The organism is Curvibacter gracilis ATCC BAA-807 (genome assembly GCF_000518645.1).
Lineage (GTDB): Bacteria > Pseudomonadota > Gammaproteobacteria > Burkholderiales > Burkholderiaceae_C > Curvibacter > Curvibacter gracilis.
On record NZ_JADZ01000011.1, the window covers coordinates 52,825 to 63,085 of the forward strand.

Annotated in this window: 11 protein-coding genes; all 11 read right to left on the reverse strand. The window is 68.9% G+C overall.

The features are described 5' to 3' along the window. Positions 1-5: 5 nt before the first annotated feature. The 11 genes from L880_RS0108525 to L880_RS0108575 all read right to left on the reverse strand — a co-directional run bounded on the left by L880_RS0108525 (position 6) and on the right by L880_RS0108575 (position 10,122). Complete coding sequence (locus L880_RS0108525) at positions 6-1,148, reverse strand: FIST C-terminal domain-containing protein (protein ID WP_027475326.1); 1,143 nt, start codon at positions 1,146-1,148, stop codon at positions 6-8. A 65-nt stretch (positions 1,149-1,213) separates the two neighbouring features. Next, on the reverse strand, positions 1,214-2,575 hold the full coding sequence (locus L880_RS0108530; protein WP_027475327.1) for an FAD-binding oxidoreductase: 1,362 nt from the start codon (positions 2,573-2,575) through the stop codon (positions 1,214-1,216). A 52-nt stretch (positions 2,576-2,627) separates the two neighbouring features. Next, on the reverse strand, positions 2,628-3,455 hold the full coding sequence (locus tag L880_RS0108535; RefSeq protein ID WP_019575198.1) for an ABC transporter permease: 828 nt from the start codon (positions 3,453-3,455) through the stop codon (positions 2,628-2,630). Further along, positions 3,452-4,300: an ABC transporter ATP-binding protein gene (locus L880_RS0108540; protein ID WP_245615042.1), complete on the reverse strand. Its 849-nt coding sequence runs from the start codon at positions 4,298-4,300 to the stop codon at positions 3,452-3,454. Before L880_RS0108540 ends, L880_RS0108535 begins: the two co-directional genes overlap by 4 nt. Before the next feature lie 100 nt (positions 4,301-4,400). Beyond that, positions 4,401-5,411, reverse strand: coding sequence for an ABC transporter substrate-binding protein (locus L880_RS0108545; protein ID WP_027475330.1), 1,011 nt, complete (start codon positions 5,409-5,411; stop codon positions 4,401-4,403). A gap of 78 nt (positions 5,412-5,489) precedes the next feature. Then, the gene (locus L880_RS0108550) at positions 5,490-6,338 is read right to left on the reverse strand and encodes a creatininase family protein (RefSeq protein WP_027475331.1); all 849 of its coding nucleotides are present in this window, start codon (positions 6,336-6,338) and stop codon (positions 5,490-5,492) included. Between the two features lie 28 nt (positions 6,339-6,366). Then, positions 6,367-6,825: a RidA family protein gene (locus tag L880_RS0108555; RefSeq protein WP_027475332.1), complete on the reverse strand. Its 459-nt coding sequence runs from the start codon at positions 6,823-6,825 to the stop codon at positions 6,367-6,369. After that, positions 6,822-8,147: an amidohydrolase family protein gene (locus tag L880_RS0108560; RefSeq protein ID WP_157462727.1), complete on the reverse strand. Its 1,326-nt coding sequence runs from the start codon at positions 8,145-8,147 to the stop codon at positions 6,822-6,824. The genes L880_RS0108555 and L880_RS0108560 overlap by 4 nt, the downstream gene beginning before the upstream one ends. After that, a complete protein-coding gene (locus tag L880_RS0108565) occupies positions 8,144-8,731 on the reverse strand; it encodes an NAD(P)H-dependent oxidoreductase (protein ID WP_019575204.1) in 588 nt (195 codons plus the stop codon). Before L880_RS0108565 ends, L880_RS0108560 begins: the two co-directional genes overlap by 4 nt. Before the next feature lie 145 nt (positions 8,732-8,876). Then, positions 8,877-9,572, reverse strand: coding sequence for a TetR/AcrR family transcriptional regulator (locus L880_RS0108570; RefSeq protein WP_027475334.1), 696 nt, complete (start codon positions 9,570-9,572; stop codon positions 8,877-8,879). A 10-nt stretch (positions 9,573-9,582) separates the two neighbouring features. Continuing rightward, entirely contained in the window at positions 9,583-10,122 is a 540-nt protein-coding gene (locus L880_RS0108575) for a nucleoside deaminase (protein ID WP_043329048.1), read from the reverse strand. Positions 10,123-10,261: the final 139 nt, after the last annotated feature.

The window sequence follows — 10,261 nt, forward strand, 5'->3', positions numbered from 1 at the left end:
AGGGCTCAGCCCAGGGCCACCAGGCAGGCATTGTGGAAGCGCGGCAGGCGCGGCAGGCCCACGGCGGCCAGGGTGTCGATCTCGCCCAGGGTCAGGGCCCCGCTCAGATCGGCCTGCCCGCTTTGCTGCTGCAGGGCCTGCAGCTCCTGCAAGGCCTGCTCACCGAGGTGCATGCGCCGCCCCGCGCAGTAGAAGTGCAGCCAGCGGCGGGTGGCCGCGCTGCCCTGACGTTCGGCCACGAAGGTGGCCAGTTCGCTCACCGCCGTGCCCTGCCCACCCTCGGGCGCACGCAGCAGGCGCATCAAGGTGTTGGGCGGAATCTCGCCCACGCAGATCAGCGAGCCGTCTTCGCCCAGCGCCACCGGGATGCGCACCAGCACATCGACCATCGTCACCAGGCCGAAGGGGAAATGCACCGCGTAGTCGTAGAAGTTCTCGCGGGTCAGGTGCACGCCGTACTCTTCGAGGATCAATTGCTGGTACACGTCAAAGGCCGGCCGGTGGTCGATGGTGTCGATGCGGTTGCCCTGGCCCGTGGTGGCGGTCATCAGCGCACGGCTGACCGGGTAGCCATGGCGGGTCAGCGCGTCCACCGCCGGGGGCAGCAGCAGGCTGATCACGCCCATGCCGGCCTGCCGCTCGGCATCGAACAGGCAGGCCATGGGCTGGAAGGTTTCGCTGCCCGCATTCACCCCCGAATAGCGCACCGGCTGTTCCAGCGCCATGTGGAGCTCGTCCACCAGCGAGCCCACGTCGGGCAGCATGCCGTCGAAGATCATGAAGAGCAGCGGCTCGGCACCGGGCGCCACGGGCTGGGTGGCCTGCATGAAGCGCACGGCCTCGTGCCAGGCCTCGCGCCCCGCAGCATCGAGCACGGGCTGGAACAGCCAGGGGGGCATGGGGGCCAGGCACAGCAGCAGCACCTGGTCGGTGACAAATCCCTGGGCGGTGAACAGGCTGGGGAACACCGCCCCCAGCAGCGGCACGCCGCGCTCACGGCACGCGGCCTGAAGGCTGGGCACCCGCTCGGCCAAGGCCTCGGGCACCAGGGCCAGCACGCCCATGTCAGGCCAACGGGTCTGCCAGGCCGAGAGCGTGGCGGACAGGTCTTGGAGATCGGCTGGGATCAGGTGCTGGGCGGCAAACATGGGCACGGCGAGGTTCTGGCGGAACGCCCATTCTCACACGTCGCCCGGCCCTTGACGGGGTTCCGTCACATGACAGACGCCTGCCAGCTGCGCAGCTTGCCGGGGTTGAGCAGGCCTTGCGGGTCGAAGCGCCGCTTCATGTCCAGCACGCCCTCGGCCAGCTTGCCGGCCTGCTTGCCGTCTTCCACCACGAACACATGCGGGTTGTTGATGAACACGCCGTGGTCGCGGTAGATCTGCATGATGGCGTTGAGGCGCTCCTCGGTGCTGTAGCGGATGATCTGCAGCCCGCTGCAGGTGAACACGCCCTCCTTGGTGCGCAAGAACTCCAGGTGCGTCATCACCTCGCCGGACAGAACCTCCTCCAGCGCCAACACCTGGGCCAGGTGGCGGCTGGGGTCGAAGCCGCTCTGGATGTAGGTCAGGCCCTTGTCCACCTTGAGCGCGTGCAAGGTGCTGTGGTTCCAGGTGTACTCCAGCAGGGTGCGGTGGCTGTCGGCCACCTCGTCCGCGGTCTTGCGGTAGCTGATGCGCCCGCCGTGGCGCGCCAGCAGGGCCTGCATGCCGACCTCGGCCGCCGGCGCCAGGATCAGCAGCACGGCGTGGCTGCCGGTGGGCAGGTGCTCGGCCAGATTGACGAAGTAGTCGGGGATGGGCGCGCCCAGAAAACACACCTCTTTCTTGAGCAGGCCCGGGGCGGCGCCGAATTCGCTGGCAAAGCGCAGCCCGGCCTCGAAATCCTCGAACACCGCGATGCACTCCAGCCAGGGCGTGGCCGGGGCCAGGGCCACCTCCAGCTCCAGCACGATGCCGTTGGTGCCGTAGGTGTGGTGCAGCAGCATGGCGTCTTCGCCGCGCAGCTCGGTGATCTGCGGCTCGGCTTCGACCGACATCACCCGCACCCCCAGCACATTGCCGCTGGCGGCCAGCGGGCCCCAGGTGATGGAACCGGCCCCGCCAAAGCCGCCACCGAACAGGCCGCCCAGGGTGGCGCTGCGGTAGGTGGAGGGCAGCCAGCGCAGCTCCCAGCCCAGGGGCTGGCTGCGCTGGTCGAAATCAGCCAGGCGGATGCCGGCCTGGGCCCGGCCCACACCGTCGCGGCACCACATGAAGCCGTTGTAGGCGCTCAGGTCCAGCACCACGCCGCCCGCCAGCGGTGTGCTCTGGCCGTAGTTGCCGGTGCCGCTGCCACGCACCGTGATGGGCACGCCCTGGCGCGCGCACAGCGACACCACCTGCCGGATCTCGTCTTCGGTGCGCGGGCGCACCACCACCTCGCCCACCTTGCCGCCCAGCTCGCGCTTGAGCACGGGGCTGAACCAGGCAAAGTCCTGCGACAGGCGCGCCACCCGGGAGGGGTCGGTGATCCAGTCGATCTGGGGCAGTTGGTCGGGCAGTTCGGCAGCGGTCAGGCTGGGGGCGGTCATGGTGGGGTCTCCGGAAAGCTGGGGAGGATCAAAGAGTGCTCAGGGAAGAGGCTCACTCGTGGGAGGTCTCGCTGGCATGCCAGCCGCTGAGGGCGCGCCGGCTCAGCCAGGCCATCAGCGCGAACAGCGCCACCCCGGTGAGCGAGATCAGCAGCAGCGCGGCAAACATGCGCGGGATGTTGAGCTGGAAGCCGGCCTGCAGGATCTGGTAGGCCAGCCCGGCGCCGGTGCCGCCGGTGCCAGCCACGAACTCGGCCACCACCGCCCCGATCAGGGCCAGGCCGCTGGAGATGCGCAGGCCGCCAAAGAAGTACGGCAAGGCGCTGGGGATGCGCAGGCGCACCAGCGACTGCCAGCGCGTGGCGTGGTTGAGCCGGAAGTAGTTCTGCAGGTCGGGCTCGATGCTGCGCAGGCCCAGCGTGGTGTTGCTGATGATCGGAAACAGCGCCACCAGCGCGGCGCAGATCACCATCGACAGCGTGGCATCGCGCACCCAGATGATGATCAGGGGGGCCACCGCCACGATGGGGGTCACCTGCAACAGCACGGCATACGGGAACAAGGCGGTCTCGATCAGGCGGCTCTGCACGAACAGGAAGGAAATCAGCACGCCCACCACCACCGCCAGGGCGAAGGCCAACAGCGTGATCTTCAGCGTGACCCACAGGGCCAGGCCCAGGGTGGCCCAGTCCTTGATCAGGGTCTGCAGCATCAGGCCCGGCGAGGGCACCAGGTAGGGGGGCAGCTCCAGCCCGGTGACCAGGCCCTGCCACAGCGCCAGCAGGAACAGGCCCACCAGCAGCGGGTAGACCACGCGCTGCACCTCGGGGCGGTGCAGCCAGGCCACGGGGGCTTTGGGTGCAGGGGCATGCGGGCTCATGGCTGGGGCTCCTCGGTGCTGGCGCGCAGCAGGCTGTCCTGCAACTGGCGGGCGTACTGGCTGAACTGGGGTGAGACCATGAAGTCGGCCTGCCGCGGGTGCGGCTCGTCGATGAAGAACTGCTCCACCACCCGGCCGGGGCGGGCCGCCATCATCACGACGCGGCTGGACAGGAACACCGCCTCATGGATCGAATGGGTGACGAAGATGACCGTGAGCTTCTTCTTGCGCCACAGCTCCAGCAGGTCGGCATCGAGCTTGTGACGGGTGATCTCGTCGAGGGCGCCGAAGGGCTCGTCCATCAGCAGCAGATCGGGCTCGGTGACCAGGCCGCGGGCAATCGACACCCGCATCTGCATGCCGCCGGAGAGGGCCCGGGGCAAGGCCCGGTCGAACTTGGACAGGCCCACCAGGGCCAGCACCTCGCTCACGCGGGCCTCGGCCTCGGCACGGGGCACGCCGGCCAGGTCCAGGGGCAGGCGCACATTGCTGCGCACGCTGGCCCAGGGCATCAGCGTGGGCGACTGGAACACAAAAGCCATGCGCCGCCCGGTCTGGGCCAGATCGGCCACGGGCTTGCGCCACAGCAGCAGGCGCCCGTCGCTGGGTTCGAGCAGGCCGGCCACCATCTTCAGCAAGGTGCTCTTGCCGCAGCCCGAGGGGCCCAGCAGGGTCACGAATTCGCCTTCGCGCAGGCTCAGGTCCACCGGCAGCAAGGCCCGGGTGCCGTTGGGGTAGATCTTCTCGGCCGACAGGATGTCGACGGCCGGCACCTCGGGCACAGGGGCCAGCTCGAGGACGGGTGGCCGGGGCGCGGAAGGCAGGTGGCTGGGGTCGGGTTTCATGGCGGGGCTTTCCGGATCGAGGCGGCCTGTGAGCGGGCACAGGCCGCCCTCAGCAAGGGCAATGCAGCAGAGTCACGGCAGCAGGGTCAATGCAGCAGAGTCAAGGCAGGACCTTCACGTCCTTGACGAACTCGGTGCTGTAGGCCTCGTTCACCTTGACCTTGGCCGGGTCGATCAGCTGGGTGCTGACCAGGAAGTCGTAGCTGGCCTTGATGCGCGCCTCGGTCATCACGCCGATGCCCAGCTTGGCCGCATCGCCGCCCCCCACCATGCCGGTTTCCTTGAGCTTGGCCACGCTGTAGGCCAGTTGCTCGTCGGTCATCTGCGGGTTGTCTTTCTTGATCAGGGCGTTGCCCGGGGCCGGGTCGGCCAGGTAGCTCTTCCAGCCCTCGATGGAGGCCTTCACAAAGGCGGCCACCGCCTTCTTGCGGGTCTGGGTGGTCTTGTCCATGCAGGAGATGGTGGTGGCATAGGCCGGGAAGCCGTGGTCGCTGAACATCAGGGTGTTGGCCTTGACGCCGGCCTTCTGGATGGCGAAGGGCTCGCTGGTCAGGTAGCCCTGCTGGGCCGTGTTCTTGTCGGCCACAAAGGGCTGGATGTTGAAGGTGTAGGGGCGGGTCTGGGCGTCGGTGAAGCCGTACTTGGCCTTGAGCCAGGGCCAGAAGCCCTTCTGGGCCGAGCCGGCGATCAGGATGGTCTTGCCCTTGAGGTCTTCGAACTTCTTCACGTCCTCATGGGCGATCAGCACCTGCGGGTCTTTCTGGAACAGCGCGGCCACGTTGACCACGGGCACGCCGCCTTCGCGGATCTGCACCATCTGCAGATCGCTGGAGCCCATCACGTAGTCGGCCTGGCCGGCGGCCATGATCTGCACCACATTGACCTGGGGGCCACCCATCTTGATGCTCACATCCAGGCCGGCCTTCTTGTACAGGCCGGTGGCCAGGGCCTGGTAGAAGCCGCCATGCTCGGCCTGGGCGTACCAGTTGGTCATGTACACAAAGGGCTCATCGGCCCGCACGGCACCGGAGCCCAGGGCGCACAGGGCCAGGCTGGCCAGGGCCAGCGGGCGCAGGCGGCGAAGAGTGGACGACACGGCAGAGAAGGTCATGGCATAGCTCCAGTGGGGGTGGTTGAAACAGGGGGGAACGGTGGATGGCAGCGGCACAGGCACAAAGCGGGCCAGGCCTCAGCCCTCGATGTGGCCGGTGTGCTGGGCGCGGCCCCAGGTGGGCTCGGCACGCGGTGCCCAGCTCAGCTCGTGCAACTCGGTGATGGCCTGGGCCCAGCTCTCGGCCAGCGAATCGAGGATGGCCTGGCCCTGCTCGGCCGTGGCCGGCAAGGGGTCGCCGATCACCCCGCTGGGGCCGAAATCACGCGCGCTCCAGGCGCAGGCGGGCCGCCCGTCGGGTGACAGCAGGCGCGAGGGGAATTCGGGGGGGTAGTTGCTCACGGCCAGCGACATGTCCACGGTGTCGGGGGCCAGGGCCAGCATGAGGGCCGTCTCGGCATGGCCGGCGTGCATGGCCAGCTTTTTCTCGCGCTCCGACAGGTAGCGCCCGGCCACATGGGGCACGCGCCATGTGAAGCTGGGCACCACGATGAAGTCACCATGGCGCAGGCGCAGTTCGCGCGCCGCCATCTCCATCACCTGGGGCTGGCCGCCGTGGCCGTTGACGATCAGCAGCTTGCGAAAGCCGGCGCGGTACACCGATTCGCCGATCTCGTTCATGGTGGCCAGCAGGGTTTCGCCGCTGAGCGTCATGGTGCCGGGAAAGTGCAGGTGCTCTTCGCTCTTGCCGTAGGTGATGGGCGCCATCGCATAGGCCGGCACCGAATCGCCCAGGCGGGCCAGCGCGTGGCCCACCACGCCGGCGGCGATCACCGAGTCCACCGCGCACGGCAGGTGCGGGCCGTGCTGCTCGGTGGCACCGGTGGGCAGCACGATGACGGTGTTGGCCGGGTCGGGCAGGTCAGCGATCTGGCGCCAGCTCAGGTAGGGCAGGTAGCGTTGGGGTGGGTTGTAGCCGTGCAGCATGGGGGTTCCTTGGGGTCAACGCCGGGGTTCAACGCAGCGGCAGGTAGGCGGTGGCCTCGACCTCGATCACGATGTCGGGGCTGGGCAGCATGCCGCTGACCTCGACCACGGTGGAGGCCGGCGGCTCGCCCGGGAAGAACAGGCGGCGCACCCGGCTGTAGCGGGGAAAGTCGTCCAGGCACTTGAAGTACTGGACCAGCTTGAACACATCGCTCATCTGGCCGCCGGCGGCCTCGATGGTGAGGCGGATGCGGTCCAGCACGAACCAGCTCTGGGCCAGGATGGGGCCGTCCTTGTAGTCGCTGGAGAACTCACCGGTGCGCCCGATCAGCTCGGCCGCCTCGTCCGGGATGTCGGCAAAGCCGCGCACGATCTTCTGCTGCGCCGGCTCCACCGCGATCACCCCCGACAGGAAGATGAAGTCGCCGGCGCGGCGCCAGGCGGCGTAGCGGGCCAAGGGTTGGGCGATGGTGGCGGGCTGACTCATGAGGTGGCCTCGTGCAGTGGATTCGAGGGGCTGAGACGCCTGCCCTGGCGCAGCACCACGCGGCGCGCGGTGCGCGAGGGAAAGCCCCAGGCGTTGGCATCGGGAAAGATCAGCAGGTCGGCCTCGCTGCCCACGCCCCAGGGGCGGGCTGCCCCGGTGCGGGCCAGCCAGTCGCGCCGGCACAGGGTGTCGGTCCAGTCGTCGAAGGCCTGCGTCAACTGCCCCATGGCCACCCCGACGCCAAAGGCCTCCAGCGGGTCGAAGCTGCCCAGGGGGCAGAAAGGGTCTTGCACGTTGTCGCTGGCCAGCAGCAGCGGGATGCCACGCGCCCTCGCCTCTTTCACCAGGGTCAGCCCGCGCTGGCGTGGCGTGCGCCCGGTGACGGCGTCCTGCAGCAGCAGGTTGGTGATGGGCAGGGTGACCAGGGTCAGGCCGGCGCGGGCCACCGCGTCCAGGGTGCGCAGGGCCCGGTCTTCGGGCATGGCGGCCAGGGCACAGGTGTGGCCGCACACCACGCGCCCCTGCAGGCCCAGGGCCGGCACCAGCTCGGCGATGTGAGCCAGGCCCTGGGCGCCGGCCTGCAGTTCCTCGTCCACATGCAGGTCCACATCCAGATCGTGCTGGCGGGCGGCCATCAGCAGGTGCCTGAGGGCCTGCGGGTCCCAGTTGGTGCTGTGCACAAAGCCCCCCAGGCAGGCGCCGGGGCCGGAGGCCGCCACCCGGGCGGCCAGTGAAAGCGCGGTGTCCAGCTCGGCAAACAGGTGCAGCGGGATCAGGCTGACGCGGTCGAGCTGCACCCGGCCACGCCAGTCTTCGGCCAGCTCGCGCAGCACCGGCCAGGCCACGGGCGTGACCTCGGGCTCCCACCAGTCGCAATGGCTGCGCAACTGCACCACCCCGGCGGCATGGGCCCACTGCAGGCCCTGGCTGGCGCGCTGGTGCACGTCCTGAGGCGTCCAGTGGGCGCGGTCGGCCATCATGGCCTCGATGGCACCCAGCAGGCCAGGCTGCACCTGGCCCATGCGCGGCAGGGTGAAGGCCTTGTCGAGGTGGGTGTGGGCATCGACCAGGCCGGGCAGCACAGGCGAGCCGCCCAGGGCCCAGGCCCCCGGCGGCAAAGGGGCGGCGCCCTGAGGGCGCACGGCGGTGATGCGCCCTCCTTCCAGCAGCACATCGGCCAGCACGGGCAGGCCCTGGCTGCGGGGCCACTCGGCCGGCAGCGCCCAGGCGGGCAGGCGCGCACCGCCCAGGGCGGGTGGTGCGTCGTCCAGGACGGCACCTGTGTTCAGGTTCAGGTTCAAGTTCAGGTCCAGCGGGCTCATGCGAAGCGCCTCATGGCCTGGCCGACGCGGGCCTTGAAGGCCTCCAGCGTCTTCGGGGTGGCCACGTTCATGTGGTAGTGGGCGTGGTAGCTGACCTTGGCCCCGCCGCCGGTGAGCAGGCGCAGGTAGCGCGAGATCACCTTGCGCGGCGGGTCGCCCATCAGCAGCGCCGTCCAGCGCGGGCGTCCGTAGGTGACCACGGCCGAGATGTGGCGGATGTGGGTCAGCGAGGGTTTGACGTTTTGCGGGTCGCTGATGTCGAAAGCCACGCCGGGCATCAGCACCCGGTCGAAAAAGCCCTTGAGGATGGCCGGCAGCCCGAAGCACCAGGTGGGGAAGCAGAACACCAGGGCCTCGGCCCACAGCAAGCGGTCCACATAGCGCTGCACCGGGCGCTGGTTGTGCGGCACCTCGTGGTAGCCCAGGCGCTCTTCACGCGACATCACGGGGTTGAACTCTTCTGCGTACAGATCGCAGTCATCCACCTCGTGGCCTGCCTGACGCAGGCTCTCCAGCACCTGGCGGTGCAGCGCCGCATTGAAGCTGGTCTCCACCGGGTGGGCGTATATCACCAGAATCCGCATCGACTTCTCCCCTTTCGTGGCGAAGGAATCAACCCCAGCGAAACCCGTTCGACTGAAAGCTGACCGTTTGATTTGATCAATCGGTCAAATCACTTGCAAACGCTGTGCCAGGCCTGTTTCGAGGCCAAAGCAGACATGACCCGGGTCAAGCGGCGCCGGATGCCCCAGGGCGATGCACCGGTGCGTCATCCGCGGGCAGACCGCAGCCCAGCAGCACGAAATTGGTGAGTTCCTGCACGATCGGCCCGCGTTCGATCGGTGCATCGGGGGGCAGCCCCAGCATCACCCGCACCTGCACGCCGTAGTCGGCGTAGTGCTGGGTCATGCCCCAGATCTGCATCAGCAGCACGCGCGGGTTGAGGGGGCGGATCAGCCCCTGCGCCATCCAGCGCTCGATGATGGCCACCTTGTCATCGGTGGACTGGCGGGCGATCGGCCAGTAGCGCCCCAGCTTGCGCCCGCCGGCCAGCACCTCGCTGGTGAAGATGCGCGACAGGCCGGGGTTGTCCAGCGCGTAGTCGAGCTTGCGGCGCACGTACTCGCGCAGCACCTCGCGCGGCTCGGCGGCATTGCCGTCGAACACGAAGGCATTGCTCCAGCCGGCCAGCACCGAACCCAGCAGTTCTTCGTACAGCTCGTCCTTGCCGCGGATGTAGTAGTGCAGCTGGGGCTTGGTCAGGCCGGCGCGCTCGGCAATGGCCTGGGTGGAGGCGCCCTTGAAGCCGTGCAGGCTGAACTCGGCGATGGCCGCCTCACGGATCAGCGCCAGCGTGCGCTCACGGCCCAGCCGATGCCGGGCCTGGGGGGCGGGCTCGTCCAGTGAGAGGGGCTCGGCACTCATGCGGGGCCTTTCAGACCTTCCAGGCGCCGACGTGCGAACGGCTGGCTTCTTCGATCAGCGCCGGGCCGATGCACTCGATGGCGTAGGGCGAGGCCTCGAACACATCGCGACACGACAGCTCGGCGTCGCGTTGGTCCAGGCGCTCGCCACGGAAGGCGCGCAGCCGCCAGGCGTCAATGCCGTACACCACGCGGCGGATGTTGGACCAGTAGATGGCCCCGGCACACATCACGCAGGGCTCGCCCGAGGAATACAGCGTGGCCTGGGCCAGCACGTCCCGGGAGTAACGGGGGCTGACGGCGCGCACCAGGCTGGTCTCGGCATGGCCGGTGCAGTCACCGGTCTCTGTGGTGTTGCACCAGGCCTCGCCCATCACCTCGCCTTCGGGTGACACCAGCACCGCCCCGAAGGGCCGATTGCCACGCGAGCGCCCCAGATCGGCCAGGCCGATGGCCTGGCGCAGGTAGCGGCCATCGCGCTCGTCCAGGGGCACTTCGGCCGGCAAGGCGGGGGCGGTATCAGGGGTTGCCAGAGGTGAATCAGAGGACATCAGGAACAGGCCCGAAGGCGAAATGAAGGAACACGGAGCCGCCGCAACCAGGGCCTGAAAGGCCACCGGCCCGAGCCCGGACCGAAGCATTTCCCATGCCACGGCGCAAGGGCTGCGCCGCGCCGGCGGATTGAAAAAA